Origin of the sequence: Streptomyces sp. Ru62 (assembly GCF_002920615.1) — a bacterium.
Taxonomy (GTDB): domain Bacteria; phylum Actinomycetota; class Actinomycetes; order Streptomycetales; family Streptomycetaceae; genus Streptomyces.
Map to the genome: position 1 here is coordinate 1 of NZ_PQSU01000063.1, position 25,545 is coordinate 25,545.

25 protein-coding genes are annotated in these 25,545 nt (G+C 72.3%); 15 read left to right on the plus strand and 10 right to left on the minus strand.

Annotated features, from left to right (window positions below; translation table 11 throughout):
- The 5 genes from sucB to C3492_RS42675 all read left to right on the plus strand — a co-directional run.
- The coding region (gene sucB / locus C3492_RS42655) for a 2-oxoglutarate dehydrogenase, E2 component, dihydrolipoamide succinyltransferase (protein ID WP_103817957.1) at window positions 1-974 on the plus strand (974 nt) is incomplete at its 5' end.
- A gap of 172 nt (window positions 975-1,146) precedes the next feature.
- Complete coding sequence (locus C3492_RS42660; RefSeq protein WP_103817958.1) at window positions 1,147-1,770, plus strand: GntR family transcriptional regulator; 624 nt, start codon at window positions 1,147-1,149, stop codon at window positions 1,768-1,770.
- Window positions 1,771-2,054: 284 nt separating this feature from the next.
- A complete protein-coding gene (gene aceE / locus C3492_RS42665) occupies window positions 2,055-4,757 on the plus strand; it encodes a pyruvate dehydrogenase (acetyl-transferring), homodimeric type (protein ID WP_103817959.1) in 2,703 nt (900 codons plus the stop codon).
- 60 nt (window positions 4,758-4,817) lie between these two features.
- On the plus strand, window positions 4,818-5,801 hold the full coding sequence (locus C3492_RS42670) for a YafY family protein (protein WP_103817960.1): 984 nt from the start codon (window positions 4,818-4,820) through the stop codon (window positions 5,799-5,801).
- Between the two features lie 78 nt (window positions 5,802-5,879).
- The gene (locus tag C3492_RS42675; RefSeq protein WP_103817961.1) at window positions 5,880-6,398 is read left to right on the plus strand and encodes a DUF4240 domain-containing protein; all 519 of its coding nucleotides are present in this window, start codon (window positions 5,880-5,882) and stop codon (window positions 6,396-6,398) included.
- A gap of 21 nt (window positions 6,399-6,419) precedes the next feature.
- Here the strand turns inward: C3492_RS42675 and C3492_RS45045 are convergent, their stop codons facing one another.
- Complete coding sequence (locus tag C3492_RS45045) at window positions 6,420-6,650, minus strand: hypothetical protein (RefSeq protein ID WP_181140856.1); 231 nt, start codon at window positions 6,648-6,650, stop codon at window positions 6,420-6,422.
- 302 nt (window positions 6,651-6,952) lie between these two features.
- On the opposite strand from C3492_RS45045, the gene C3492_RS42685 reads away from it, so the two are divergent.
- Window positions 6,953-8,137 carry a MarP family serine protease gene (locus C3492_RS42685; RefSeq protein ID WP_103817962.1) on the plus strand — a complete coding sequence of 395 codons (1,185 nt, stop codon included), beginning with the start codon at window positions 6,953-6,955 and terminating at the stop codon, window positions 8,135-8,137.
- 12 nt (window positions 8,138-8,149) lie between these two features.
- On the opposite strand, the gene C3492_RS42690 is transcribed toward C3492_RS42685, so the two are convergent.
- Entirely contained in the window at window positions 8,150-8,638 is a 489-nt protein-coding gene (locus C3492_RS42690) for a GNAT family N-acetyltransferase (protein WP_181140857.1), read from the minus strand.
- Between the two features lie 74 nt (window positions 8,639-8,712).
- Here C3492_RS42690 and C3492_RS42695 point away from each other — a divergent pair, with 74 nt between their 5' ends.
- Together C3492_RS42695 and C3492_RS42700 are read left to right on the plus strand one after the other, a co-directional pair.
- Entirely contained in the window at window positions 8,713-9,609 is an 897-nt protein-coding gene (locus C3492_RS42695) for a TIGR01777 family oxidoreductase (RefSeq protein WP_103817964.1), read from the plus strand.
- A 181-nt stretch (window positions 9,610-9,790) separates the two neighbouring features.
- Window positions 9,791-11,155: an NAD(P)/FAD-dependent oxidoreductase gene (locus tag C3492_RS42700; protein WP_103817965.1), complete on the plus strand. Its 1,365-nt coding sequence runs from the start codon at window positions 9,791-9,793 to the stop codon at window positions 11,153-11,155.
- 70 nt (window positions 11,156-11,225) lie between these two features.
- Here C3492_RS42700 and C3492_RS42705 read toward each other — a convergent pair whose 3' ends face one another.
- The gene (locus C3492_RS42705) at window positions 11,226-12,692 is read right to left on the minus strand and encodes a regulator (RefSeq protein ID WP_103817966.1); all 1,467 of its coding nucleotides are present in this window, start codon (window positions 12,690-12,692) and stop codon (window positions 11,226-11,228) included.
- 240 nt (window positions 12,693-12,932) lie between these two features.
- Here C3492_RS42705 and lipB point away from each other — a divergent pair, with 240 nt between their 5' ends.
- The 6 genes from lipB to C3492_RS42735 all read left to right on the plus strand — a co-directional run bounded on the left by lipB (window position 12,933) and on the right by C3492_RS42735 (window position 18,350).
- Window positions 12,933-13,730 (plus strand): lipoyl(octanoyl) transferase LipB, encoded by a 798-nt coding sequence (gene lipB / locus C3492_RS42710; RefSeq protein WP_103817967.1) that lies wholly within the window; start codon window positions 12,933-12,935, stop codon window positions 13,728-13,730.
- Between the two features lie 115 nt (window positions 13,731-13,845).
- Entirely contained in the window at window positions 13,846-14,811 is a 966-nt protein-coding gene (gene lipA / locus C3492_RS42715) for a lipoyl synthase (RefSeq protein WP_103817968.1), read from the plus strand.
- Window positions 14,812-15,040: 229 nt separating this feature from the next.
- Complete coding sequence (locus C3492_RS42720; RefSeq protein WP_103817969.1) at window positions 15,041-15,238, plus strand: hypothetical protein; 198 nt, start codon at window positions 15,041-15,043, stop codon at window positions 15,236-15,238.
- Between the two features lie 78 nt (window positions 15,239-15,316).
- Window positions 15,317-16,018 (plus strand): DUF4191 domain-containing protein, encoded by a 702-nt coding sequence (locus C3492_RS42725; protein ID WP_103817970.1) that lies wholly within the window; start codon window positions 15,317-15,319, stop codon window positions 16,016-16,018.
- 135 nt (window positions 16,019-16,153) lie between these two features.
- Entirely contained in the window at window positions 16,154-17,242 is a 1,089-nt protein-coding gene (locus C3492_RS42730) for a nitrous oxide reductase family maturation protein NosD (RefSeq protein WP_103817971.1), read from the plus strand.
- 43 nt (window positions 17,243-17,285) lie between these two features.
- Window positions 17,286-18,350 carry a methyltransferase gene (locus tag C3492_RS42735; protein ID WP_258056233.1) on the plus strand — a complete coding sequence of 355 codons (1,065 nt, stop codon included), beginning with the start codon at window positions 17,286-17,288 and terminating at the stop codon, window positions 18,348-18,350.
- Between the two features lie 62 nt (window positions 18,351-18,412).
- Here the strand turns inward: C3492_RS42735 and C3492_RS42740 are convergent, their stop codons facing one another.
- From C3492_RS42740 to C3492_RS42770, 7 genes are read right to left on the minus strand one after another with little or no spacing between them, the layout of a single operon-like run.
- Entirely contained in the window at window positions 18,413-18,742 is a 330-nt protein-coding gene (locus C3492_RS42740) for a TcmI family type II polyketide cyclase (protein WP_103817973.1), read from the minus strand.
- A gap of 21 nt (window positions 18,743-18,763) precedes the next feature.
- On the minus strand, window positions 18,764-19,243 hold the full coding sequence (locus C3492_RS42745) for an SRPBCC family protein (protein WP_030656659.1): 480 nt from the start codon (window positions 19,241-19,243) through the stop codon (window positions 18,764-18,766).
- A 1-nt stretch (window position 19,244) separates the two neighbouring features.
- Complete coding sequence (locus tag C3492_RS42750) at window positions 19,245-19,499, minus strand: acyl carrier protein (protein ID WP_103817974.1); 255 nt, start codon at window positions 19,497-19,499, stop codon at window positions 19,245-19,247.
- A 22-nt stretch (window positions 19,500-19,521) separates the two neighbouring features.
- Window positions 19,522-20,766: a ketosynthase chain-length factor gene (locus C3492_RS42755; protein WP_103817975.1), complete on the minus strand. Its 1,245-nt coding sequence runs from the start codon at window positions 20,764-20,766 to the stop codon at window positions 19,522-19,524.
- A gap of 7 nt (window positions 20,767-20,773) precedes the next feature.
- Window positions 20,774-22,033, minus strand: coding sequence for a beta-ketoacyl synthase (locus C3492_RS42760; protein WP_103817976.1), 1,260 nt, complete (start codon window positions 22,031-22,033; stop codon window positions 20,774-20,776).
- A complete protein-coding gene (locus tag C3492_RS42765) occupies window positions 22,030-22,443 on the minus strand; it encodes a cupin domain-containing protein (RefSeq protein ID WP_103817979.1) in 414 nt (137 codons plus the stop codon). Before C3492_RS42765 ends, C3492_RS42760 begins: the two co-directional genes overlap by 4 nt.
- Window positions 22,444-22,501: 58 nt before the next feature.
- Window positions 22,502-23,584 (minus strand): SchA/CurD-like domain-containing protein, encoded by a 1,083-nt coding sequence (locus C3492_RS42770; RefSeq protein WP_103817977.1) that lies wholly within the window; start codon window positions 23,582-23,584, stop codon window positions 22,502-22,504.
- Window positions 23,585-23,784: 200 nt separating this feature from the next.
- Between C3492_RS42770 and C3492_RS42775 the strand changes: the two genes are divergently transcribed.
- Entirely contained in the window at window positions 23,785-25,443 is a 1,659-nt protein-coding gene (locus C3492_RS42775; protein WP_103817978.1) for an FAD-dependent monooxygenase, read from the plus strand.
- Window positions 25,444-25,545: the final 102 nt, after the last annotated feature.

Genomic DNA, 25,545 nt, shown 5'->3' on the forward strand with positions numbered 1-25,545 from the left:
CCCCGACCGCCACCCAGGCGACGGACGAGGGCGCGTACGTCACCCCGCTGGTGCGCAAGCTCGCCGCCGAGAACGGCGTCGACCTGGCCACCGTCAAGGGCACCGGCGTCGGCGGCCGTATCCGCAAGCAGGACGTCATCGCCGCCGCCGAGGCCGCGAAGGCCGCCGCCGCTGCCCCGGCTCCGGCCGCTGCCGCCGTGACTGCCGCGGGCCCTGCCGCCGCCAGGAAGGCCCCGGCGCTGGAGGTCTCCCCGCTGCGCGGGCAGACCGTCAAGATGCCTCGCATCCGCAAGGTCATCGGCGACAACATGGTCAAGGCGCTGCACGAGCAGGCCCAGCTGTCGTCGGTCGTCGAGGTCGACGTCACGCGCCTGATGAAGCTGCGCGCCCAGGCGAAGGACTCCTTCGCGGCCCGCGAGGGCGTCAAGCTCTCCCCGATGCCGTTCTTCGTCAAGGCCGCCGCGCAGGCGCTGAAGGCCCACCCGGTCATCAACGCCAAGATCAACGAGGCCGAGGGGACCATCACCTACTTCGACACCGAGAACATCGGTATCGCGGTGGACTCCGAGAAGGGCCTGATGACCCCGGTCATCAAGCACGCCGGCGACCTCAACATCGCGGGCATCGCCAAGGCCACGGCGGAGCTGGCGGGCAAGGTCCGGGCCAGCAAGATCACCCCGGACGAGCTGTCCGGCGCGACCTTCACCATCTCCAACACCGGTTCGCGCGGTGCCCTGTTCGACACGATCATCGTGCCGCCGGGCCAGGTCGCGATCCTCGGCATCGGTGCCACGGTCAAGCGTCCGGCCGTCATCGAGACCGAGGAGGGCACGGTCATCGGCGTCCGCGACATGACCTACCTGACCCTCTCCTACGACCACCGCCTGGTCGACGGCGCCGACGCGGCCCGTTACCTGACGGCGGTCAAGGCGATCCTGGAGGCCGGCGAGTTCGAGGTCGAGCTCGGCCTGTAACTGCTGTCCCTGCGGCACCCCGTCCGGAGCTTCTCCGGGCGGGGTGTTCGTGTTTGTCGGCATACGGAGCGTGTAAGCCTCGTCTCACCTGCACCAAAGCACCCCGACGCGCCCTACCCGCGGAGCGAACCGGCCTTATTGTCTAAACGTCAGCCCTCCCTAAGGAGCCCTCATGACCGCGCCCGTCGTCCACTCGCTGCGCGAGCAGATCCGCGAGCACATCGTGGAGGGGATCGTCAGCGGGCGCTGGCAGCCGGGCGAGCGCATCGTGGAGCGGCGGATCGCCACCGAGCTGGAGGTCAGCCAGACCCCGGTCCGCGAGGCCCTGCGCGAGCTGGAGTCCCTGCGCCTGATCGAGTCGGCCCCCAACAAGGGCGTCCGGGTACGGAACCTGACGGCGGCGGACCTGGAGGAGAGCTACCCGGTCCGGGCCGGGCTGGAGGCCATCGCGGCGGAGCTGGCGGCCGACCGCCTCGCGGAGGACTGCTCGGCGCTGGAGCCGCACGTCCTGGCGCTGTACGAGGCCGACCGGGAGGCGGACGGCACGGCACAGGTGCGGCACACGGTCGGCTTCCACCGGGAGCTGGTCCGGGCGGCCCGCAACTCGGTGCTGCTGCACACCTGGGAGGGCCTGGGCATCGAGGTGTTCACGGCGCTGTCCATCCGCTGGCTGGGCACCGTGCAGCAGTCGTACGCGGAGGAGCACGAGGAGCTGGTGCAGGCGTTCAGGCGCCGGGACCCCCGGATCGCCGAGCTGGTGAAGGCCCATGTGCTGGGGTGCGCCCCGCGCGCCTGACCCAGTCGAGCATCCCCACGCTCACCTGCGAAAACCAGGAATTTCAGCGTCACCGGGTGCCATTCGCAAAGGCACCGCGTGCCGACTTTCTCCAAATCAAGAGGTTTTGGCCCTCAACCCTTTGATCGATCATCGATCAGGGAGTTACAGTCACCGACGGACGCACGACGGAGTCGCACAACGACGCCGCCTTCGAGGTCCGCCTGCCCTGTCCTGCCAAAGACCAAGGGCACCCCCGAACCCTTACCGATGAGGGAACCCCTTCGACTGAGGAAGGCGGCGACATGACCGACCCCAACGCCATCCAGCCGAGCGCGCTCGACCAGCTCCCGGACCGCGACCCGGAGGAGACCGCCGAGTGGCAGGCCTCCCTCGACGCCGTCGCCAGGGAGGCCGGGCCGCACCGCGCCGCGTACCTGATGCGCCGCACGCTGGAGCGCGCCGAGGCGGGCGGCATCGCGCTGCCGAAGCTCCTCGAGACGGACTACGTCAACACCATCCCCACCTCCGCGGAGCCGGCGCTGCCCGGCGACCCGGAGATGGAGGCCCGGATCACCGCCTGGAACCGCTGGAACGCGGCCGCCATGGTGACCCGCGGCGCGAAGTACGGCGTCGGCGGCCACATCGCCACCTTCGCCTCCGCGGCCTGGCTGTACGAGACCGGCTTCAACCACTTCTTCAAGGGCAAGGAGGGTGACGGCTCCGGCGACCAGCTCTACATCCAGGGCCACGCCTCCCCCGGCATCTACGCCCGCGCCTTCCTCGACGGCCGGCTCAGCGAGCAGCACCTGGACAACTTCCGCCAGGAGGCCGGCGGCAACGGCCTGCCGTCGTACCCGCACCCGCGCCGTCTGCCCTGGCTGTGGGAGTTCCCGACGGTGTCGATGGGCCTCGGCCCGCTCTCCGCCATCTACCAGGCGCGCTTCAACCGCTACCTCACCAACCGCGGCATCAAGGACGTCTCCGCCTCCCACGTCTGGGCCTTCCTCGGCGACGGCGAGATGGACGAGCCGGAGTCGACGGCGGCCCTCGCGCTGGCCGCGCGTGAGGAGCTGGACAACCTCACCTTCGTCATCAACTGCAACCTGCAGCGCCTGGACGGCCCGGTCCGCGCCAACTTCAAGATCGTGCAGGAGCTGGAGGCCCAGTTCCGCGGCGCCGGCTGGAACGTCATCAAGACGCTGTGGGGCTCGGCCTGGGACGAGCTGTTCCAGCTCGACACCACGGGCGCGCTGGTACGCCGGCTGCGCGAGGTACCGGACGCGCAGGTCCAGACGTACCAGACCCGCGGGGCCGCCTACATCCGCGAGGACTTCTTCGGCAAGGACCCGGCGCTCGCCGAGATGGCGAAGCTGCTGAGCGACGACAAGATCCTCGACTGCTTCCACTTCTCCCGCGGCGGTCACGAGCCGCGCAAGGTCTACGCCGCGTACAAGGCCGCCGTCGAGCACAAGGGCGCGCCGACCGTGATCCTGGCCCAGACGGTCAAGGGCCACACCCTCGGCGAGGGCTTCGCGTCGAAGAACGCCAACCACCAGATGAAGAAGCTGTCGGTGGACGAGTTCAAGGCGATGCGCGACCTGCTCGGCCTGCCGATCAAGGACAGCGACTTCACCGACGGCGTGGTGCCCTACGGCCACCCGGGCGCCGACTCCCCCGAGGTCCGCTACCTCCAGGAGCGCCGCGCGGCCCTCGGCGGCCCGGCCCCGGCCCGCCGCACGCACGCGCTGGCCCCGCTGCCGGCCCCCGCCGAGAAGGCGTTCGCCTCCTTCGACAAGGGCTCCGGCTCCCAGAACGTGGCCACCACCATGGCCTTCGTCCGCCTGGTCAAGGATCTCGTCCGCGACAAGGAGACGGGCAAGCGCTGGGTGCCGATCGTCCCCGACGAGGCGCGCACCTTCGGCATGGAGAGCCTGTTCCCGTCCCTGGGCATCTACTCCCCCAAGGGCCAGACGTACGAGCCGGTCGACCGCGACCAGCTGATGTACTACAAGGAGGCCAGGAACGGCCAGATCCTCAACGAGGGGATCACCGAGGCCGGTTCGATGGCCGACTTCATCGCCGCGTCCACCGCGTACGCGACGCACGGCGAGGCGATGATCCCGTTCTACATCTTCTACTCGATGTTCGGCTGGCAGCGCACCGCCGACCAGATGTGGCAGCTCGGCGACCAGCTCGGTCGCGGCTTCCTCGTCGGCGCGACGGCCGGCCGTACCACCCTCACGGGTGAGGGCCTCCAGCACGCCGACGGCCACTCCCCGGTCATCGCCGCGACCAACCCGGCCGCGCTGACGTACGACCCCGCGTTCGCGTACGAGATCGCGGTGATCGTCCGTGAGGGTCTGCGCCGGATGTACGGCGAGGCGAAGCCGGGCGAGGACCAGGACGTCTTCTACTACCTGACGGTCTACAACGAGCCGCTGCCGCAGCCGGCCAAGCCCCAGGGCCTCGGCATCGACGAGGGCATCGTCAAGGGCCTGTACCGCTTCAACACGGCCGAGTCCGCGGGCGTGTCCGTGCCCGCCAACGCCCCGCGCATCCAGCTGCTGGGCTCGGGCACGGCGATCCACTGGGCTCTTCAGGCGCAGAAGCTGCTGGCCGAGGAGTGGGGCGTGGCCGCGGACGTGTGGTCGGCGACCTCCTGGTCGGAGCTGCGCCGGGACGCCATGGAGGCCGACGCGGCGCTGCTGCGGGGCGAGGAGCGGGTGCCGTACGTCCGCCAGGCGCTCCAGGGCGCCGAGGGTCCGGTGCTGGCGGTCTCCGACTACATGCGCCAGGTCCCGGACCAGATCGCGCAGTGGGTCGAGCAGGACTGGTCCTCGCTGGGCGCCGACGGCTTCGGTCTGTCGGACACCCGTGAGGCCGCCCGCCGCCACTTCGGCGTCGACGCCCAGTCGATCGTCGTCGCGGCCCTGGCCCAGCTCGCCAGGCGCGGCGAGGTGAAGGCGACGGCGGTCAAGGAGGCCCGGGAGAAGTACGGGCTGTAAAGGACCGCGCATCATGCAAGAGGCCCCCGCTCCGGCGGGGGCCTCTTGCATGATGTGGGCATGCGCGCCGCACGTCTGATCAAGATGGTCCTCCTCCTGCAGTCCCGGCCCGCCATGACCGCCGCCGAGCTGGCACGCGAGCTGGAGGTGTCGGAGCGGACCGTGACGCGGGACGCGCAGGCGCTGTCGGAGGCGGGGGTGCCGGTGTACGCCGACCGGGGCCGGGCCGGCGGGTACCGGCTGGTCGGCGGGTACCGGACGCGGCTGACCGGGCTGGCCCGGAGCGAGGCGGAGGCGCTGTTCCTGAGCGGGGTGCCGGGGGCGCTGCGCGAGATGGGGCTTCAGGACGCGGCCTCGGCGGCCCGGCTGAAGGTGTCGGCGGCGCTGCTCCCCTCGCTGCGGGACGCGCCGGACAGCGCCGCGCAGCGGTTCCACCTGGACGCCCCGGCCTGGTTCCGCGAGCCCGAGGCACCCGCGTGGCTGCCGGTGATCGCCGAGGCGGTGTGGGAGGACCGGCGGATCGACGTCGGCTACCGGCGTGGCGACGGGACCGTCGAACGGCGGCTGGAGCCGTACGGGCTCGTGCTGAAGGCGGGTGTCTGGTACCTGTGCGCGCGGGTGGCCGGGGCCGGTGCCTTCCGGACGTACCGGATCGACCGGTTCGCCGCGGTGGCCGCGCTCGACGAGCGGTTCGACCGCGACCCGGGGTTCGACCTGCCCGGTTTCTGGGCGGAGCAGGCCGAGCGGTTCGCCCGGTCGATCCTGCGCGCGGAGGTGGTCGTGCGACTGTCCCCGGAGGGCGTGCGCCGGTTGCCGCACGCCGTGGATCCGCTGGGTGCGCGGGAGGCGCTGGCGGGCGCGGGCGCCCCGGATGCCGAGGGCTGGGTGACGGTGACGCTGCCGGTGGAGTCGGAGGAGGTGGCGCACGGCCAGCTGACCGCGCTGGGGCCGGAGGCGGAGGTGCTGGCTCCCGCGAGCCTGCGGGAGCGCTGCGCGGCGGACGCGGCCCGGCTCGCCGCGCTGTACCGCCGTGACGACGGCTGACGACGGCGACGACGGCTGACGACGACCCGCCGTACTCCGCGTGCGCCCCACCGGCCGAGGCCCGATGCTGGTGGCGTGATGGACGAGACGGAGTTCTGGGAGCTGATCGACGCCACCCGCGAGGCCGCCGGGGGCGATCCGGAGGAGCAGGCCGACGCGCTCGTGGAGCGGCTGCTCCAGCTGGAGCCCGATCTCGTCCTGGACTTCGCCCGTCACTTCGAGGCCCGCTACAACCGCGCCTACCGCTGGGACCTGTGGGGCGCCGCCTGGCTGCTGCTGGACGGGTGCAGCGACGACGCGTTCGACTTCTTCCGGTGCTGGCTGATCGGCCAGGGCCGGGAGGTCTTCGAGGGCGCCGTGCACGAGCCGGACGCGCTGGCCGAGCTGCTGGACGACTTCGACGAGGAGATCGACGGCGACGGCGAGGAGCTGGGGTACGCGGCGGACGAGGCGTACGAGCAGCTGACCGGCACCGTCGCGCCGGACCTGGGCATCGCCCCGGCGCCGGCCGAGCCGGAGGGCACGCCCCTGGACCTGGAGGACGACCGGGTGCTCGCGCAACGCTATCCCCGCCTGTGGCAGCGGTTCAGGGGGTGAGGGCGGTGCCGGGTCCCGTCATCACGTTCCCGTCCCTCCCGCGGGCCCCGGGGCCTGTGCCCGGCCGGCCTCGGCCGCGTGGTGCGCCGGGGCCGCGTCGGCCCGGTCGAGGGCGGACGCGGTGACGGCGGCCGGGCCGAGGACGACGGTCGCGACCGCGCGGACCAGTGCCCAGGGCCCGCGGACGGTCCGGGACCGGCCGGCCCGTTCCCGCCCGGACTCGCCACGGCCGTCGGTACGGACGCGGCCCATGAACCTCACCTGTCCCCGCCTGCGATCGGTTTGTGCCGTGCACGACCGTAGGGCGGGCGGCTCGGTGCGGACCGCGTGCCGCCTGTGGCCTCCCTGTGCCCCGGTGCGACCGCTCCCGGACCGCCGCGCGTGCCCGCGATGTGCGCTGTGCCACCCGGTGGAACCATCGTCCAGGTCCGGGTCGTTTCCGGTGGTACAGACGTACGTGACCGGTTCCGCCACCCGGTGGCTGCCTCGCGTGCGCGTGGCTGATCAGCGGACCGGTCCCGTCCGTAGTAAGAGGTTGAGAGAGAGGCGGCTCGGTGGACCTGCTCGACCTGGTGCTCGTACTGGTGATCGTCGTCTACGCGGTGTCCGGATACCGCCGCGGACTGGTGGCGGGATGTGTCTCGCTGGCCGGGTTCGTGGGCGGCGCGGCCGTCGGTGTGTGGGTCCTGCCGTGGGTGACGGGCCAGGTGGAGCGGGGCACGGCGACGGCCACGGTGCTCGCGGTGCTGACGGTGCTGGTGCCCGCGGTGGTGGGGCACGAGCTGGCGGGCCGGCTGGCGCTGCGGCTGCGCGGGGAGCTGGACCGGGGGCCGCTCCGGGTGGCGGACGGGATAGGGGGCGCGGCGGCGAACTCGGTCGCGGTGCTGATCGTGGCCTGGGTGGCGGCGAGCGTGCTGAGCGCGGCCCCGTCCCAGACCCTGACGACGGCGATACGGAACTCGACGGTGCTGGGCGCGGTCCAGGAGGCGATGCCGCGGACCACACCCGCGTGGTTCTCGCGGGCCACGTCCGCGCTGACCGAGGCGGGCTTCCCGCAGGTGTTCAACCCGTTCGAGAACGAGTCGACGGCCCGGGTGGCCCGGCCGACCGGCGACAGCGTCACCCCTGCCGCGACGAACGCCGCCAGGCTGAGCACGGTCAAGATCGAGGGCGCCGTGGGCACCGAGGGCCGTGAGGGCAGCGGGTTCGTGTACGCGCCCCGGCGTGTCATGACCAACGCGCACGTGGTGGCCGGCATCGACCGGCCGAGCGTGCGGGTCGGCGGGGTCGGGCCGTCGTACGCGGCCCGGGTGGTGCTGTTCGACCCGGACCGGGACGTGGCCGTGCTGTACGTTCCGGATCTGCGCGCCCCGGTGCTGCGGTTCGACGGGGGTGCCGTGCGCGGGGACTCGGCGGTGGTGGCGGGCTATCCGCAGGACGGGAGCCTGAACCTCCAGGCGGCGACGGTCGGGAACCGGGTGCGGGCGACCGGCCAGAACATCTACAACGACCGCACGGTCACCCGGGAGATCTACGCGATCCGCTCCACCGTCCGGCCGGGCAACTCCGGCGGCCCGCTGCTGACCACGGACGGCCGGGTGTTCGGGGTGGTCTTCGCCCGCTCCACCTCGGACGCCGAGACGGGGTACGTGCTGACGGCGGCCGAGGTGGCGGGCGACGCCCGGCGCGCGGCCACGGCGACGGCGACGGTGGACACGGGCGAGCTGGTCAGTTCGTAGGCACCGCGGGGCTCACAGGGCGCGGCCCATGCAGATGTCGTCGACGTACGCGCCGTCGAGGAAGAACTCCCCGGGCAGCACGCCCTCGACGGCGAAGCCCTCGGACTCGTACAGCGCCCGGGCCGGGGCGTTGTGCCCGAGCACGCGCAGGGTGAGGCGCCGTGCGCCGCGCCGCCGCGCCTCGGCGACGGCGGCCCGGACCAGCGCGCGTCCGACGCCCCGCCCGCGCGCCTCTTCGGCGACGGCGAAGCCCTGGATGGCCAGGACGTGCGCGTTGGAGGCGAGCGGGGTCGGGGGGGTGAGCCGGATGTAGCCGAGGACGCGCCCGTCGGCCTCGGCGACGAGGTACTCCTCCGGCGGGTGCCGCTCGTCGAAGAAGGGCGGGTACGGCGGCTGCGGCTGGGGCATCACCGCGTGCAGGGGGGACCAGGTGGCCCGGTCGAGGACGGCCAGCGGCTGCTCGTCGGCGGCTCGGGCGTTGCGTATGTACGGCTCCGGCATGGCGATCACCCTACGGCGGGCGGTCCGGGCGGCCCCAACGGGTTTCCGGCCCGCGGTGCGGTCATGCTGGGGCCATGGAACGTTCACGTATCGCGGTGGCCGGCGCGTCCGGTCTCATCGGCAGCGCTCTGGTGCGGTCCCTGACCGCGGACGGGCATGAGGTGGTCCGGCTGGTGCGCCGGGAGCCCCGGGGCGCGGACGAGGTCCGCTGGGACCCCGAGCGGGGCCACGTCGACGCGGCCGGGCTGACCGGGTGTGACGTGGTGGTCAACCTGGCGGGGGCCGGGGTGGGCGAGCGGCGCTGGACGCCGGAGTACAAGCGGCTGCTGCGGGACAGCCGGGTGCTGGGCACGGCCGCGCTGGCGGAGGCGGCGGCCTCGCTGCCGCGGCCGCCGCGGGTGTTCGTGAACGGCAGCGCGATCGGCATCTACGGCGACACCGGCGACCGGGTGGTGGACGAGGGCGCGCCGCCGGGTGACGGTTTCCTGTCCGCGCTGTGCGTGGAGTGGGAGGAGGCGGCGGCGCCCGTGGCGGAGGCGGGGGTGCGGACGGTGTTCCTGCGCACGGGCCTGGTGGTGGCCCGGGGCGGCGGGGCCTGGGGGCGGCTGTTCCCGCTGTTCCGCGCGGGGCTCGGGGGGCGGCTGGGCGACGGGCGGCAGTACTGGTCGTACATCGCGCTGCACGACGAGGTCGCCGCGATCCGGCATCTCATCGACGGCGACGGCCTGTCCGGGCCGTTCAACCTGACGGCGCCGCAGCCGCTGACGAACGGTGAGATCACGGAGGCGATGGCGCGGGTGCTGCGCCGGCCGGCGGTGTTCGCGGTGCCCGCCCCGGTGCTGCGGGCGGCGCTCGGGGAGATGGCCGGTGATGTGCTGGGCAGTCAGCGGGTGGTGCCGAAGCGGCTGCTGGAGTCGGGGTTCCGGTTCGCGTTCCCGGGCATCGACGAGGCGATCCGCGCGGCGGGGTGAGCCGGATGACAACTCCGGCGAACAAAAGTGACCGTATGCGACCTCCATGCGACCGTGCCCCTATTGATGCGCGACTGTCTCTGACCGATCACGCTCCTACCCTCGACCCGAACCCGGGTATCCCTTGCGCCAGTCGGGGGCATGACGTCTCCACCGGTCGCGCAACCACAGGAGGGGCCTCGTGCTTGAGCCCGCGTACCAGGTGGACGTCGTCATCGTGGGAGCCGGAATCGCCGGTCTCTCGGCGGCTCATCGGCTGACCAGCGCAGGAATCACGACCGCGGTCCTGGAGGCCGCCCCGTACGTCGGCGGCCGCATGTCGACCGAGAAGGTCGACGGCTTCCGGCTCGACCGCATCGGACAGCTGCTGTCCACGTCCTACCCCGAACTCCGCCTGAGTCCGGGCCTGGACGCCCTGACCGTGCGCCGTTTCGCACCGGGCGTGCTGCTGCACCGCGACGGCCGCACCCAGCGCGCCGGCGCACCGGCGGGCGGTGGGAGCGCGCGGGGCGCACGGGGCGCACTTCATGTGGTGCGCGCCCTCGCCAACGCCCCCCGGGGTACGGCGGCCACGCCCGGCGCACCGGTGGGCGGCGCGGTGGACCAGGCCCGGCTGGGCGCGGCGCTCGGCCGGATCGCCGCGACCCCCGTCGAACGCATCCTGGCCCGCCCCGAGATGCCGGCCGCGCTCGCCCTCGCCCAGCGCGGGGTCCCGGCGCGCACCGTCGACGGCTTCCTGCGCCCGCTGCTCGCCACGCTGCTGTGCGACCCGGAGCTGACCACCTCCAGCAGGTGCGCCGACCTGGCGCTGCGCGCCTTCGCGAGCGGGCGGCTGTGCGTGCCGGAGGGCGGCGCCGAGGTGCTGCCGGAGCTGCTGGCCGGGGGGCTGCCGCCGGGCACCGTGCACACCGGGGTGCGGGTCACCTCGGTGTCCACGACCTCGGTGACGACCGCCGAGCACGGGGAGCTCCGCTGCCGGGCGGTGCTGCTGGCGACGGACGCGCGCGCCGCGGCCGAACTGCTGCCGGGGCTCAGGGTGCCGGACTTCCACCCGGTGACGGTCGTCCACCACACCACGGACGAGCCGGCGGCGGCGTTCCCGACGGGCACCTCGCTGCTGCTGGACGCCGACCGGGGCGGGCCGGTGGCGCACACCGCGGTCCTCAGCAACGTGGACCCGAGCCGGGCACCGGCCGGCCGCGTCCTGATCTCCTCGACGGTCCTGGGCACGCCACCGGAGGGGGTGGACACCGCCGTCCGCATCCACCTCTCCCGCCTCTACGGCACCTCCACCCGCCGCTGGGAGACGCTGGCCGTGCACCACACCCCGGAGGCGGTCCCGTCGATGCGCCCGCCCCACGACCTGCGCCGCCCGGTACGCCTCCTGGCCGGCCTCTACGTCTGCGGCGACCACCGGGACACCAGCACGGTCCAGGGCGCCCTGCACTCGGCCCACCGCGCCGCGGCAGCCATCCTCGCGGACCTGGGAGCGGCGGGTTCGATGCACAGCGCGGACCCGGTTCCGACGATGCCGAGGGCGGCGTGAACGCGCCCGAAGGGGCGCGGGGAACTGCGCGCTCCGCCACATCGGCGCGGCACCCGACGAACCACCGGAACTACCCCAACGCCGCCACCTTCTCCCGGTACACCCGCACCGGTGCCGCGTCCCGATAGGGCTCAAGCCGCCGCTCGAACTCCTTCACGTACTCCACCGCGCGAGCGCTCCGCATCTCCGCGGCCTGCCCCGCCGCCTCCGCGGCGATCGCGCACGCCTGGTCGAGTTCGCCGAGGCCGAGGCGGGCGGTGGCGAGGACGACCCGGCAGAACAGGCGGCTGCGGGCATAGGTGGGCGCCCGGAGCTGGAGGGACCGCTCGGCGTGCTGCGCGGCGGCCCGGAACTGCTGGAGATCCCGGTGGCAGTGGCCGAACTCGTCGGCGAGCTGCGCCTCGTCGAAGAACCCGGCCCAGTAGGGCACCTCGTCCCCGGGCCGGGCCGCCTCCAGGGCGCGTTCGGCCCGCACGAGCGCCGCGGTGCACGCCCGCACCTCCCCCAGCACGCCGTGCGCGCGCGCCTCGGACGCGTGCAGCAGCGCCTGGACGACGGGCGGGGCGCCCGTGCCGACCCCCTGCTGGGCGACCCGGGCCAGTTGCACGGCCTCCCTGCCGTGGCCGAGGTAGACGGCCTGGCGGCTCATGGTGACCAGGACGTAGGAGCCGTAGGCCCGGTCGCCGGCCGCCTGGGCGAGCCGCAGGGCCTGCACGAAGTACCGCTGGGCGAGCCCGTGCGCGGCGATGTCGTACGACGTCCAGCCCGCGAGCCGGGTCAGGTCGGCGGCGGCGGCGAACAGGCGCCGGCCGGTCTGCTCGTCGTAACTGCCGCGCAGCATCGGCTCGCACTCGTGCTCCAGGTAGCGCACCAGTGCCTGCCGGGCGTGACCGCCGCCGAACCGGTCGTCGAGGGTGCGGAACAGCTCGCCCACCGAGTGCAGCGCGGCGATGTCACCGCCGGTGACCTTGTGGCCGGGGGCGCGCTCGGCGTGCGTCCGCAGCCGCGGCGGGACCAGCGGCGCCGGCTGCTGCGCCCTGGCCGCGGCGGGCCGGCCCTGCGGCGGCACCCGGGGTACCGGCTCGCGGGCCACCCGGTCGTCGGCCTTGCCGATCAGCCAGTCCCGGCTGGGCACCACGAGCCCCGCCGGGGTGAAGGCGATCTTGCGCAGTTCGGCGTGGCTGCCGGAGTCCTTGCGCCACAGCCCGCTGACGATGTCGACGGCCTCCTCGGGGGTGGCCGCGAACTCCAGCCCGGCGTACACCGGCGCACACGCGTCCAGGCCGAGATCCTGGGCGGTGAGCCGGCGCCCGAGCCGGCGCGTGAAGACCTCGGCGATCAGGGCGGGGGTCGTACCGCGTGGCTGCTGGCCCCGCAGCCAGCGGGTGACCGAGGTCTTGTCGTATCTGAGGTCCAGCCCGTGTTCCAGGCCGAGCTGGTCGACGCGACGGGCCAGACCCGCGTTGGAGAACCCCGCTTCTGCGATGAGCGCGGCGAGCTGGCGGTTGGGGGTGCGCTGCGCGGGTCGGTCCGTCATCTGCGGTGCGGTCTCCTGCCTTCCGGGCCGGTCGATGTGCCCGGATTGCCTTTGAGCAGCCCTTATGGCCTCACGAACGGCGCGAATGTAGCGGAGAGTGAGCAGACGATCGCACCCTTCGCCGTGCATTCATCCGATCGTGTGAGGAACGCCCGCAGGGCTGACGTACTCCGGTCGGACGTACAGTGGCGAGGGCGCGTCACGTGCCTGACACACCGGTCGCTGAGGGAGGCGCTTGCCGTGAGTGAGTTGCGGTTCGTCCGCATGGGGTTCGGTGCGGATGCCGTCGATTACCAGGAGGCGTGGGACGAGCAGCGCCGGGTGCACGCGGCCCGGTTCGCCGACGAGGTCCCGGACACCGTGCTCCTCCTGGAGCACCCCCCGGTGTACACGGCCGGCCGGCGCACGGAGGACAGCGAGCGCCCGCTGGACGGCACCCCGGTCATCGACGTGGACCGCGGCGGCAAGATCACTTGGCACGGCCCCGGTCAGCTCGTGGGCTACCCGATCCAGAAGCTGCCCCGCCCGGTGGACGTGGTCGCGCACGTGCGCCGGCTGGAGGAGGCGATCATCCGCGCCTGCGCCGAGTTCGGCCTGGAGACCACCCGGGTGGAGGGCCGTAGCGGCGTGTGGGTGCTCGGCGACCCGGTCGAGCAGCGGCCGGCGCTCGGGGGGCTCTCCCTGGACTTCGACCCGCGGCTCACCGACGAGGAGTTCGACCCCCGGCTGAACGGCCCGGAGTACGCCCCCTCCAACGCCGGCCAGCGGCGCGAGGACCGGAAGATCGCCGCGATCGGCATCCGGGTCGCCAAGGGCGTCACGATGCACGGCTTCTCCTTCAACGTGAACCCGGACAACGCCTGGTTCGACCGGATCATCCCGTGCGGCATCCGGGACGCGGGCGTCACCTCCCTCGCCAACGAGCTGGGCCGGGACGTCACGGTCGAGGAGGTCCTGCCGGTGGTCGAGAAGCACCTGCGGGACGTCCTGGAGAACGCGGACCTGAAGCCGCGGGTGATCGAGAAGGCGTCCGCCTGATCGTCCGCCGGGGGAATGCGCCCTGCGACAGCGGGGTTGGCCTCAGCGGCAGGGCGCACACAGTACGGGCGTACCCTGGGGTACGCCGAAGAATCGAAGTCACAGGGAGCCGGTCGTGTCCGCAGTCGCACCCGACGGACGCAAAATGCTGCGCCTGGAGGTCCGCAACAGCCAGACCCCCATCGAGCGCAAGCCCGAGTGGATCAAGACCCGGGCGAAAATGGGCCCCGAATACACGAAGATGCAGAACCTCGTGAAGAGCGAGGGGCTGCACACGGTGTGCCAGGAAGCCGGCTGTCCGAACATCTACGAGTGCTGGGAGGACCGCGAGGCGACCTTCCTCATCGGCGGCGACCAGTGCACCCGGCGCTGTGACTTCTGCCAGATCGACACCGGCAAGCCCGAGGCGCTGGACCGCGACGAGCCGCGCCGCGTGGGCGAGTCCGTGGTCACCATGGACCTGAACTACGCCACCATCACCGGTGTCGCCCGTGACGACCTGGCGGACGGCGGCGCCTGGCTGTACGCCGAGACCGTGCGCCAGATCCACCAGCAGACGGCGGACCGCGAGGGCGGCCGGACCAAGGTGGAGCTGCTGGCCCCGGACTTCAACGCGGTCCCCGAGCAGCTCGCCGAGGTGTTCGCATCCCGCCCCGAGGTCTTCGCGCACAACGTCGAGACGGTCCCCCGGATCTTCAAGCGCATCCGCCCGGGCTTCCGCTACGAGCGCTCCCTGAAGGTCATCACCGAGGCCCGCGACTACGGCCTGGTGACCAAGTCGAACCTGATCCTCGGCATGGGCGAGACCCGTGAGGAGGTCAGCGAGGCGCTGAGGCAGCTCCACGACGCTGGCTGCGAGCTGGTCACCATCACCCAGTACCTGCGCCCGTCGGTGCGCCACCACCCGGTGGAGCGCTGGGTGAAGCCGCAGGAGTTCGTGGAGCTGAAGGAGGAGGCCGAGCAGATCGGCTTCTCCGGTGTCATGTCCGGTCCGCTGGTGCGCTCCTCCTACCGCGCCGGACGGCTTTACCAGATGGCCGTGGAGAAGCGTGGGGCGTTCATCGCCGCCCAGGCGGTGTGAGCCGCGCGTGTGAATTCGCGCACAAGTTCCTACTGGCCAGTAATGGCCGAGACGACGCGGTCCCGACCGTCCTCGCAGATGAGGGCGCCGACGGGGCCGCGTCGGCGTTCCAGCCGGTCACATCAAGGCTTCATCCGTGTTTGACCGGTCGGTCACGCCCTGGTAACACCAATCAGTGACTCTCATATCACGCCCCGTATCTCCATCGCTCAGAGGGGGGACCTCGATCATGCAGGCCGCACCCGTACGCGCCACCGCCATCCCGTCCTTCACCGGCGCCCTGCGCGCCGTGGAGTCCCTGCTCATGAGCGGCGGTCAGCGCACCGCCCGCCGCAACGCCTGGACCTCCGTCCTGGAGGACCGCCGCCGCGCCAAGGACCGGGTCGAGGCCCAGCGGTTCCTGGACCAGGCCGCCGGCCAGCCCTGACGCCGCCCACGGCGGGCGCGTCCCGGCCGCCGGACACTGCCGTCGTCCGCGCTCCCGGGGGCACGTAGACTTCGTGGCATGGCGAGGAAGGAAACCGCGGCGGACGCCGCGAACGCAGGGCGACTGAAGCAGATCGCCCTCACGTACAAGATGACCCGCAAGGCCGACAAGAAGATCGGTCTTGTACTCGCGGCCGTCGGCATCGGCACCCTCGGTGTCTTCCTCGCGATCGGCTTCCTGATCGGGCACCCGGTCTACCTGGGCATCTTCGGCCTGCTGATCGCCCTGCTGGCGACCGCGATCGTGTTCGGCCGCCGCGCCGAGCGGGCCGCGTTCGGCCAGATGGAGGGCCAGCCGGGCGCCGCCGCGGCCGTGCTGGACAACATCGGCCGGGGCTGGACGACGACGCCGGCGGTGGCGATGAACCGCAGCCAGGACGTGGTCCACCGGGCCGTCGGCAAGGCTGGCATCGTGCTGGTCGCCGAGGGCAACCCGAACCGGGTGAAGAGCCTGCTGGCCGCCGAGAAGAAGAAGATGAACCGCATCGTCGCCGACGTACCGGTGCACGATCTGATCGTCGGCAACGGCGAGGGCCAGGTGGAGCTGAAGAAGCTCCGCACGACCATGCTGAAGCTCCCGCGCGTGCTGACCGGCCCCCAGGTGACCGCCACCAACGACCGGCTGCGGGCGCTGGGCGACCTGATGAGCAACATGCCGCTGCCGAAGGGGCCCATGCCGAAGGGCATGAAGCTGCCCAAGGGCGGGCCGCGGGGCCGCTGACCGCCCCCTCCGGCTGCGGCGCCGGCACGACTGGCCGCGCGGGCCCCGCGTTCCCTTCGGAGCGCGGGGCCCTGACACGCCGCCGAACGGAGTATCCGGCCGGTAATCGGCTCATGCGCTCCTAGCCTTCGGAATGTGACAAAACGACACATTGCGTACCTGGCATGCGCCACGACCCTCGTCGGCACGATCATCGGCGCCACTCCGGCGTCCGCTGCCCACAGGACCCTCGTGGTGCATCCGGGTCAGTCGATCCAGAAGGCGGTCAACGCCGCCAAGGCCGGCGACACCGTGTTCGTGCTCGCCGGCACCTACCGTGAGAGCGTCACGGTGAAGACGGCGGGCCTCACCCTGCGGGGCGCGGGTCCCGGCACCGTGATCCAGCCCCCCAAGAAGAAGACCAAGCCCGCGCCGCACGGCAAGAAGGCCACCATCACCTGCCTCTCGGACGGCAACGGCATCTGTGTGGTCGGGGGCAAGAACAAGCCCGTCAAGGACGTCACCGTCTCCGACCTCAAGGTGACCGGCTTCGCCAAGTCCGGCGTGTTCACCATGGGCACCGACCGGCTGACCGTGAAGCGCGTGATCGCCGAGCACAACGGCCAGTGGGGCATCGCCCAGGAGCACTCCACCCGTGGCGTGTTCCGGTACAACACCGCCCGGAGCAACGGGGACGCGGGGATCTTCCTCGCCAACAATGTCAAGGCCGAGCAGGGGGCCAAGGACAGCAAGGGCGCGGTGATCGACCACAACCGGCTGGAGGACAACCGGATCGGCATCACCGTCCGCCGGCTGCGCAACCTCGCCGTCACCCGCAACTACGTCCTCGGCAACTGCGCGGGCGTGTTCGTCGTCGGCGACGAGAACAAGCCGCGGGCCGGTGCCCTCACCGTCAGCGACAACCTGGTCGACCGGAACAACAAGTACTGCCCGAAGACCCCCCGGCTGCCCTATCTGAAGGGCTCCGGCATCGTGCTGACCGGCACCGAGAAGGCCCTGGTGACGCGGAACAGGGTCACCGGTCACACGGGCAGGTCCCCGCTGTCGGGCGGCATCGTCCTGTTCAAGAGCTTCGTGGGCGCCACGAGCGAGAAGAACCGGATCACCGGCAACCGGCTGGCGGACAACTCCCCGGCGGACCTCGTCAACCAGGAAGCCACCAAGACCGGCAACGCCTTCACCGGCAACTCCTGCCGGGTCTCCAGGCCCGCGGGCCTGTGCTGACCGGACGGCCGTACCCGATCCACGCAAGGAAGGAAGGCGGCACATGACCGCACCATCCGGCGCACCCTCGGCTCCCCCGGAGCCGGGGGCACCCCCCTCCCCTCCCCCGTCGATGCGGCTGCGCGAGCTCGTGTTCGGGGCGGCCTGCGCCGCCGCGGTCCGCGCCGCCGCCCGGCTGGGCGTCGCCGACGCGCTCGGGGACGCCCCCATGACCGTGGAGACCCTGGCGACCGCGGTGCGCGCCGAGCCGAAGCCGCTGCGCCGGCTGCTGCGCGCCCTGTCCTGCTACGGCGTCTTCGCCGAGCGGCCGGACGGGACGTTCGCCCACACCGAGATGTCCCGGCTGCTGCGCGAGGACGACCCGAACAGCCTGCGGGCCATCGCCATGTGGTGCACCGAGCCGTGGACCTGGGACGCCTGGCCGCTGCTGGACCGGGCCGTGCGCACCGGCCGGAACGTCGTGGAGGACCTCTACGGCAAGGAGTTCTTCAGCTACCTCAACGAGGACGCCCCCGAGTCCGCGGACGTCTTCAACCGCGCGATGACCCGCTCCAGCGAGCAGTCGGCGCGTGAGGTGGCGGCCCTGCTGGACCTGTCCGGCAGCAGCTCGGTCGCGGACCTCGGCGGCGGCCAGGGGCATGTGGTGGCGTGCCTGCTCGACAAGTACCCGGCGATGCGCGGCAGCCTGCTCGACCTGCCCCGGGTGGTGGAGAACGCCCTGCCGCGGCTGCGCGAGGGCGGTGACCTCGCCGACCGCGCGCGGATCGTGCCCGGCGACGTCCGGGAGGCGGTCCCGGTGGAGGCCGACGTCTACATCATCAAGAACATCCTGGAGTGGGACGACGAGTCCACGGCCCGGCTGCTGGGCAACGTGGTCGAGGCGGGCGGTCCCGGCACCCGGGTGGTGGTGATCGAGAACCTCGTCGACGACACCCCGTCGATGCGGTTCAGCACGGCCATGGACCTGCTGCTGCTCCTGAACGTCGGCGGGGCCAAGCACACCACCGACAGCATGGTCGGCCGACTGGAGGCGGCGGGCCTGGCGGTCCGCGACATCCGGCCGGTCAACCCGTACCTGCACGCGTTCGACTGCGTCGTCCCGGCATGACCGGCTCCCCGCGCCCCGAAGGGGCGCGGGGAACTGCCTTCGCTGCCGTTCCGGCGGAGCGCTCAGCCGGCGTCGCGCTCCCAGATGTAGAAGCGCTCAGCCATGGCGTCCTTCGGGGACCGCCAGGTCTCCGGGTCGTACGCGCTGACGTACGCCGACAGCCGCTCGCTGACCTCCTTGAACTCGGGGTGGGAGGTGACCTTGGCGATGGCCGGTCCCGGCTCCCGCTCGGACTCGATCAGGTGCATGTAGACGTCGCCGAACTGGAAGAGGCTGCGCCGGACGACTCCGACGAGGTGCGGCAGCTCTCCGCGGTCGGACTCCGCGAACACCTTGGCGATGTCGGGGGCGGAGCCCGGGGCCATACGGGCGACGATCAGGGCCTGGTGCACGGTCGTCTCCTGTCGTCCGGCTCAGTCGGCCAGGGCCGGGGCGGGCCGCTCGCCGGCCGCCGCCTTCTCGATCTTCTGCCGGATCAGGTCCAGCTGGATCTTCGAGTTCTTGTTGATGTTGTCGGTCATCCAGTCGTCGTCGACCGGCGCGTCCGGCTTCATCGCGAAGTCCTGGGTCCAGACCATCCGGGTGCCGGCGGGGACCTCCTCGTACCGCCAGTGGATGTCCATGTGGGCGAAGGGCCCGGTCTCCACCCGGCGGGCCTTGACGGTGCGGGTGGCGCGGTCCGGCTCGCGCTCGGAGACCCAGCTCCAGACGGTGCCGTTCTCGTCCGGGTGCATGGTGAGCCGGAACGTCGTCTTCTCGCCCTCCTTCTTGAGGACCTCCACCGAGGCGTACTCGCTGAAGAGCTGGGGCCAGCGCTCCAGGTCGTTGGTCATGTCCCAGACCAGGTCCAGCGGGGCGGCGATGGTGATCTCGTTCTGGGTGTGTCCTGCCATCTCAGGCTCCTGCCATGAGGGTGCTGTTGACGAGGTTGAGGAACTGCTGGGGTGTCTTGCAGCGCTCGGCGTCGACCGGCATCGGGGTGCCGTGCGTGTTCTCCAGCTCCCCGACGATGCCGAGCAGGCCGAGCGAGTCGACACCGAGGACGTCGAAGCCGGTGTCCGGCTTCTCCTGGAGCTGCTGCGGGCTGACGGTCACGCCGGCGGCCTTCTTCATCAGCGCGGCGAGTTCTTCCACGGTGATCTGGGGCATGTGCTCTCCTCCTTCTCTGTACTCACTGCGCGGTGCCGCGTCGCAGCACCAGCGCCGAGTTCGACCCCATGAGTCCGCGGCTGAGGATCAGCGCCGTCCGCAGTTCGGCGGCGCGGGCGCTGCCGGTCACGAGGTCGAGGTCGTGGCAGACGTCGAAGACGTTCGGCGTCGGCGGGATCAGGCCGTGCTCCATCGCGAGCACGGCCGCCGCGGTGTCCAGGACGGGGGCCGCGCAGTACCCCCGGCCGATCCCGGTCTTCGGTGCGGTGACCGGTACCCGGGTGCCGTGCTCGCCGAGGGCGTCGGCGATCGCCAGCGCCTCGGCCCGGTCGGCCTCCGGTACCCCGAGGGCGTCGGCGAAGACGACGTCGACCTCCTCGGGGGCGCACCCGGCCTCCGCCAGGGCCTGGCGGACTGCCTGGGCGAGCCCTTCCCGGGACCGGTCCCAGCGGGAGGCGCCGGTGAAGGTGGCCCCGTGGCCGGCCACGACGGCCTTGATGTCGGCGCCGCGGGCCCGGGCGGCGCAGGCCGCCTCGATCACGAGCATCCCGCCGCCCTCGGCGGGCACGAACCCCGAGGCCGCGTCCGTGAACGGGCGGTAGGCCCGGGACGGGTCCGTCTCCCGGCTCAGTTCCTCGTAGCCGAGCTGGCAGACCATCGAGTACGGCGCGAGCGGCGCCTCGGTGGAGCCGGCCACGATGACGTCGGTGCCGCGCCGCACGGCCCGTGCCGCGTGGGCGAGGGCGTCCAGACCGCCGGCCTCGTCGGAGGCGACGACCGAGCAGGGTCCCTTGAAGCCGCGGCGGATGGACACCTGGCCGGTGCTCGCGGCGTAGAACCAGGCGATGGACTGGTACGGCCCGACGAACCGGCTCCCCTTGCCCCACAGTTGCTGGAGTTCGCGCTGGCCGAACTCGCCGCCGCCGGACCCGGCGGCGGTGACCACGCCGATGGAGTACGGCGCGTCGGGAATGTCGGCCAGGGCGAGCCGGGCGTCGTCCAGTGCGAAGTCGGCCGCGGCCATGGCGTAGTGCGTGAACCGGTCGGTCTGGACGAGGAAGCGCTCCTCGATCGTGTCGGCCGGTTCGAAGGCGCGGACCTCACCGGCCACCTTGAGGGGAAGGTGCTCACAGCCCTCGCGGGTGACCCGGTCGAGGACGCTGAGGCCCTCCTGGGTGGCCTTCCAGAAGGTGCCGGTGGTGGTGCCGTTGGGCGCGACCACCCCGATGCCGGTGATGGCCGCGTGCCGGTCCTGCGGTTCGCTCATCGTGTCCTCACTCCCTCGGCCGGGTCAGGATCACCGCGGACTGGAATCCGCCGAATCCGCTGCCCACGGACAGCACGCTGGTCAGCTTCCGTTCGCGGGCGACGCGCGGGACGTAGTCCAGGTCGCACTCGGGGTCGGGGATCTCGTAGTTCGCGGTCGGCGGGACGACCTGCTTGGCGAGGGCCAGGACGCAGGCGACGAGTTCGATGGCGCCGATCGCCCCGAGGGAGTGCCCCACCATGGATTTGATGGAGCTCATCGGGGTGTCGTAGGCGTGGTGGCCGAGCGCCCGCTTCACGGCCGCCGTCTCGTGGCGGTCGTTCTGCCGGGTGCCGGAGCCGTGCGCGTTGACATAGTCGATCGCCGTGGGGTCGAGACGCGCCTGGTCGAGGGCGTTGTCAATGGCCCGCGCCATCTCCAGTCCCTCCTTGGTCAGGCCGGTCATGTGGTAGGCGTTGCCGAAGGTGGCGTAGCCGCCGAACTCGCAGTACACGTGGGCACCGCGGGCCCGGGCGTGCTCCAGTTCCTCCAGGACGAGCACCGCGCCGCCCTCGCCCATGACGAAGCCGTCACGGTTGTTGTCGAAGGGCCGGGAGGCGTGCGCGGGGTCGTCGTTGTTCGGAGAGGTGGCCTTGATCGCGTCGAAGCAGGCCATGGTGATCGGGGAGATCGGAGAGTCCGAGGCTCCCGCGATGCATATGTCGGCGCGGCCTTCCTGGACGGTGTGGAAGGCGTACCCGACCGCGTCGAGTCCCGAGGTGCAGCCGGTGGACACGGTCTGCACGGGACCCTGGGCGCCGAATCGTTCCGCCACCGCGGAGGCCACGGTGCTCGGCGAGAACGCCCGGTGCAGCTGCGGCTCCGCCTCGGTGTGGTCGACGTCCCAGCGCTGCCCGCGATGGCTGACCAGGACGTAGTCGTGCTCCAGCCGGGTGGTGCCGCCGACGGCGGTGCCCACGGAGACGCCGACCCGCCAGGGGTCCTCCCGGCCGAGGTCGAGACCGGAGTCCCGGACCGCCTCCTCGCCGGCGACCAGGGCGAACTGTATGTACCGGTCCGCCCGTTCGACCTGCTCGGCGTCCAGGCCGTACGCGGCGGGGTCGAAGTCGCACTCGGCGGCGATCCGGGACCTGAGCCCGGTCGGGTCGAAGAACGTGATGCCCCGCGTCGCGGTACGGCCGTCGGCGAGCAGATCCCAGAACGCCGGTACGCCGATCCCTCCCGGGGCGACGACGCCTATGCCGGTGACCGCCACGCGCCGGTTCATGAGCGGACCTGTGCCCGGTCGGCCGGATCGGCGGCGACGGCGACGGCCTCCGTCTCCTCGGTGTCGACGTGGCCGAGGGCCGGCCGGGGGGCCAGCGGGCCCAGGTGGAAGACGATCCGCGCCTCCACGTTGCCGACGTTGCGGAAGCGGTGCCGCATGTTGATGGGGATCATCAGCCCCTGCTCGGGCTTCAGCGGGTGCGGCTCACCGTCCAGGTCCACCTCCAGCTGTCCGCACAGGACGTACACGAACTCCTCGGAGTAGGGGTGGTAGTGCTCACCGATGCGGTCGCCGGGCTGCACGATGGCCACGCCCATGAAGCCGCTGGTGGAGCCCACCGTGGCCGGGGTGAGCATGGCGCGCAGATCGCCGCCGCGCCGGGTGTTGGGCTCGATCTCGCTGAGGTCCACGATCTTCGGAAGGTGTTTGATCACGACGTTCCTCCGTTGGTGTGCTGGCCTGCCGGGCTCAGGCGTCCGGCGAGCGGCGGTCGGTGACGAGGTCCATGCCGACGGGCTCGCCGTCCAGCAGGGTGCTCAGCGCGGCCTGACGACCGGGCTCCGGCAGCAGGGCGCGGGCGCCCGTGCCGGGACGTACGTCGATCAGCCGGACGACGACGTCGTCGCGCTGGAAGATCGTGCTGCGCAGCACCGGGCTGTCCGGGTCCTCCGCCGCCGCCTCGTCCTGCTGGGCGAGCAGCTCCGCCAGCCGCATCCCGCAGTCCGGCCGGGCCGGGTAGTACAGCGCCTGCCGCTCGCCCTCGGCGAGTTCGTCCGCGGTGACGTGGTGCACGGCCGGTAGCGCCGCCCGGGTGAAGAACACCCGCGCGGACTCCTGGTCGTTGAGGTCGCGCTCCTGCTCCAGGTAGGGGTTGATGGCCTCCTCGACGGCCCGTACCTCGGGCTGCCGGGCGACGTGCCGCAGCGCCGCGAGCAGGTCGCCGCGCACCTCGATGGCCCGCACGACCCGGTTGCCGTGCATGAACAGGGAGGTGCGGCTCAGCCGGGTGGTCTCGTCGACCCGCGCCTGGGGCGAGGCGTAGTCCGCGAGGATCTTCGCGACCTTCTCCTCGCTGCCCGGCCTGACCGTGAAGGTCAGCGCGTGCCGGATCACGCCGTCCCCGATCCGCGGGGACGACTGGAGCCGGCGCCGTGACGCGGCCCCGGCCGGCTCGCCGCCCGTCTCGCGGACGATGTGGAACCGCAGCGACCGGGTGTCCCGGACGCAGCTGTGCAGCGGTTCCACCATCCGCACGTGCTCCTCGCTGTTCACCCAGGTGAGGAACGGCGGGGCGCTCTCCCACTCGCTGGTGATGAGCCATTGGGAGGGGTTCTCGATCGACTGGCACAGCTGGTCGCTGACGTGGCCGGGCACCCGCGCCACCTGGTTGCACAGCTGCTCGTAGGCCTCCAGGAACTGCTGCTGGGCACCGTCGTTGACGTCCACGAGCAGGACGACCCGGAGACGGGAGCCGTCGAACACGGACTGGGAGACCTTCTTCGACACCTGACGCGTCGACTGGTCCGACATCTTTTCCGACAAGGTGGTCATGCTGCGCATCTCCTTCACGGGGGCAGAGGCGAACGCCGGCCGCCGATGACGCGACGTCAGCGCTTCTTGATCCTGTGCCGCTTCCCGCACAACGCGCGACTCGCGTGAACCACGTGGGTGATTGAGCACGCGAAAGCCGTCCCAGAGGGCACAGAAACAGCAACGCGCCTCACATCCCGACACCTGCCTCTGGAGCCTTGATGCAGCACAAAGCCGATCACCAGGTGCCCGTCCTCGTCGTGGGCGGTTCGCTGGTGGGCCTGTCCCTCTCCCTGTTCCTGGGCCGTCTCGGCGTACCCCACATGCTCGTCGAGCGGCACTCCGGGACCTCGATCCACCCGCGTGGCCGCGGCAACAACCTGCGGACGATGGAGCTGTACCGGGTGGCCGGCATCGAGCCGGACATCAAGGCGGCGGCCTCGCTGCTCGCGGCCAACCATGGCATCCTGCAGACCCCGACCCTGGTCGGCGACGCCGGCGAATGGCTGTTCAAGCACATCGACCCGGGCGGCGGACTGGCGCGGTTCAGCCCCACGGCCTGGTGCCTGTGCAGCCAGAACGACCTGGAGCCGGTGCTGCTGAAGGGGGCCCGCGCGCTCGGCGGGGACCTGCGGTACTTCCACGAGATGGAGGGCTTCGAGCAGGACCCCGAAGGAGTGACGGCGCTCGTCCGGGACCGGGACAGCGACGAGCTGTACAGGGTCCGCGCGGACTACCTGGTCGCGTGCGACGGCCCGCGCAGCCCCGTACGGCGCCGGCTCGGCATCGGGCAGAGCGGCCCCGGCGACCTCTTCGCGAACGTGAGCGTCACCTTCCGGTCCAAGCTGCTCGCCGATACGGTCGGCGACCGGCGCTTCATCTGCTGCTACCTCACCAACCCCGAGGCCGACGGTGCCCTGCTGCCGGTCGACAACAAGGAGCACTGGGTCTTCCACGCGCCCTGGCACCCGGAGCAGGGCGAGACGCTGGAGGAGTTCACCGAGGAGCGGCTCCAGCGGCACATCCGGCTGGCCGTCGGCGTCCCCGACCTGGACATCGAGATCACCGGCAAGGCGTCCTGGCGCGCCGCCGAACGCGTCGCCGAGCGGTACACGGCGGGCCGGGTGCTGCTGGCCGGCGACTCCGCCCACGAGATGTCCCCGACCGGCGCCTTCGGCTCCAACACCGGCATCCAGGACGCCCACAACCTGGCCTGGAAACTCTCCGCCGTCCTCGACGGCTGGGCCGGGCCCGGCCTGCTGGAGACCTACGACACCGAGCGCCGGCCCGTCGCGCTGGCGACCAGCGCCCGCGCCTCCGCCCGCTCGGTGGAGCACAGCCACCCCGGCTTCGCGCCCACGCCCGGCGTCGGCGGCGGCCCGCGCAGCGGCATCCTCCCCGTCGTCCTCGCCTACCGCTATCTGGAGGGGGCCGTCGTCGGCGCCGACCCCGCCCAGCCGGTGGTACCCGACGGGGTGCGGCTGACGGCGGACCCGGGCAGCCGGGCGCCGCACCTGTGGCTGCGCCGCGCGGGCGACCGGCTGTCCACGATCGATCTCTACGAGCGGTCCCTGGTGCTGCTCTGCGACGCCGGGTCGGCCGCGGGAGGGGACTGGCACGCCGCCGCCCGGGGGATCGCCCGCACGGACGGCGTACGACTGGAGGCGTACCGGATCGGTACGGGCGCGGACGCCGACCTCACCTACGACGGGGACGGCCCCGGCGGCGGCACCGACTGGGCGGCCCTCCACGGCACGACGCCGGACGGGGCGGTGCTGGTCCGGCCGGACGGATTCGTGGCCTGGCGCGCGACAGGCGCCGCGACCGATGCGGAGGCGGAGCTGCGGGCGGTGCTGAGGACGGTGCTGCGGAGGGGATGAGCCTGGAGGTGGTCCCGGTGGCCGGCGACCGCCGGGACCACGCGGTGGGACGCCTACCGCAGCCGTCCGGGGTCGGGTGCTCACCTCGGCCGCCCCGGCGGT

Coding starts and splice junctions, on each gene's coding strand:
- C3492_RS42660 (WP_103817958.1), top strand. CDS start 1,147: ATGACCGCGCCCGTCGTCCACTCGCTGCGCGAGCAGATCCGCGAGCAC.
- aceE (WP_103817959.1), top strand. CDS start 2,055: ATGACCGACCCCAACGCCATCCAGCCGAGCGCGCTCGACCAGCTCCCG.
- C3492_RS42670 (WP_103817960.1), top strand. CDS start 4,818: ATGCGCGCCGCACGTCTGATCAAGATGGTCCTCCTCCTGCAGTCCCGG.
- C3492_RS42675 (WP_103817961.1), top strand. CDS start 5,880: ATGGACGAGACGGAGTTCTGGGAGCTGATCGACGCCACCCGCGAGGCC.
- C3492_RS45045 (WP_181140856.1), bottom strand. CDS start 6,650: ATGGGCCGCGTCCGTACCGACGGCCGTGGCGAGTCCGGGCGGGAACGG.
- C3492_RS42690 (WP_181140857.1), bottom strand. CDS start 8,638: ATGCCGGAGCCGTACATACGCAACGCCCGAGCCGCCGACGAGCAGCCG.
- C3492_RS42695 (WP_103817964.1), top strand. CDS start 8,713: ATGGAACGTTCACGTATCGCGGTGGCCGGCGCGTCCGGTCTCATCGGC.
- C3492_RS42705 (WP_103817966.1), bottom strand. CDS start 12,692: ATGACGGACCGACCCGCGCAGCGCACCCCCAACCGCCAGCTCGCCGCG.
- C3492_RS42720 (WP_103817969.1), top strand. CDS start 15,041: ATGCAGGCCGCACCCGTACGCGCCACCGCCATCCCGTCCTTCACCGGC.
- C3492_RS42725 (WP_103817970.1), top strand. CDS start 15,317: ATGGCGAGGAAGGAAACCGCGGCGGACGCCGCGAACGCAGGGCGACTG.
- C3492_RS42735 (WP_258056233.1), top strand. CDS start 17,286: ATGACCGCACCATCCGGCGCACCCTCGGCTCCCCCGGAGCCGGGGGCA.
- C3492_RS42745 (WP_030656659.1), bottom strand. CDS start 19,243: ATGGCAGGACACACCCAGAACGAGATCACCATCGCCGCCCCGCTGGAC.
- C3492_RS42750 (WP_103817974.1), bottom strand. CDS start 19,499: ATGCCCCAGATCACCGTGGAAGAACTCGCCGCGCTGATGAAGAAGGCC.
- C3492_RS42755 (WP_103817975.1), bottom strand. CDS start 20,766: ATGAGCGAACCGCAGGACCGGCACGCGGCCATCACCGGCATCGGGGTG.
- C3492_RS42760 (WP_103817976.1), bottom strand. CDS start 22,033: ATGAACCGGCGCGTGGCGGTCACCGGCATAGGCGTCGTCGCCCCGGGA.
- C3492_RS42770 (WP_103817977.1), bottom strand. CDS start 23,584: ATGACCACCTTGTCGGAAAAGATGTCGGACCAGTCGACGCGTCAGGTG.
- C3492_RS42775 (WP_103817978.1), top strand. CDS start 23,785: ATGCAGCACAAAGCCGATCACCAGGTGCCCGTCCTCGTCGTGGGCGGT.